The organism is Scytonema sp. PCC 10023 (assembly GCF_963920835.1).
GTDB lineage: Bacteria > Cyanobacteriota > Cyanobacteriia > Cyanobacteriales > Nostocaceae > Kalymmatonema.
On record NZ_CAWUDP010000379.1, the window covers coordinates 1 to 312 of the forward strand.

Below are 312 nucleotides of genomic sequence, written 5' to 3' on the forward strand. Positions count from 1 at the left end.
TGGCTTCTGGCAGTGATGACAAGACGATCAAACTCTGGGATGTGGCAACAGGCAAAATTTCGCAAACCCTGACTGGGCATAGCTCTGGGGTCTATAGCGTGGCATTTAGCACGGATGGCAAAACCTTGGCTTCTGGCAGTGGTGACAAGACGATCAAACTCTGGGATGTGGCAACAGGCAAGCATTCGCAAACCCTGACTGGGCATAGCCAGTCGGTCTATAGCGTGGCATTTAGCCCGGATGGCAAAACCTTGGCTTCTGGCAGTGATGACAAGACGATCAAACTCTGGGATGTGGCAACAGGCAAGCATT

General features: G+C 51.9%; 1 protein-coding gene. It reads left to right on the forward strand.

Translation table 11 applies throughout. The features are described 5' to 3' along the window. Nucleotides 1-312, forward strand: a 312-nt coding sequence (locus ACM0OZ_RS49280; protein WP_414590226.1) for a WD40 repeat domain-containing protein, incomplete at both ends; no start/stop codon positions are given.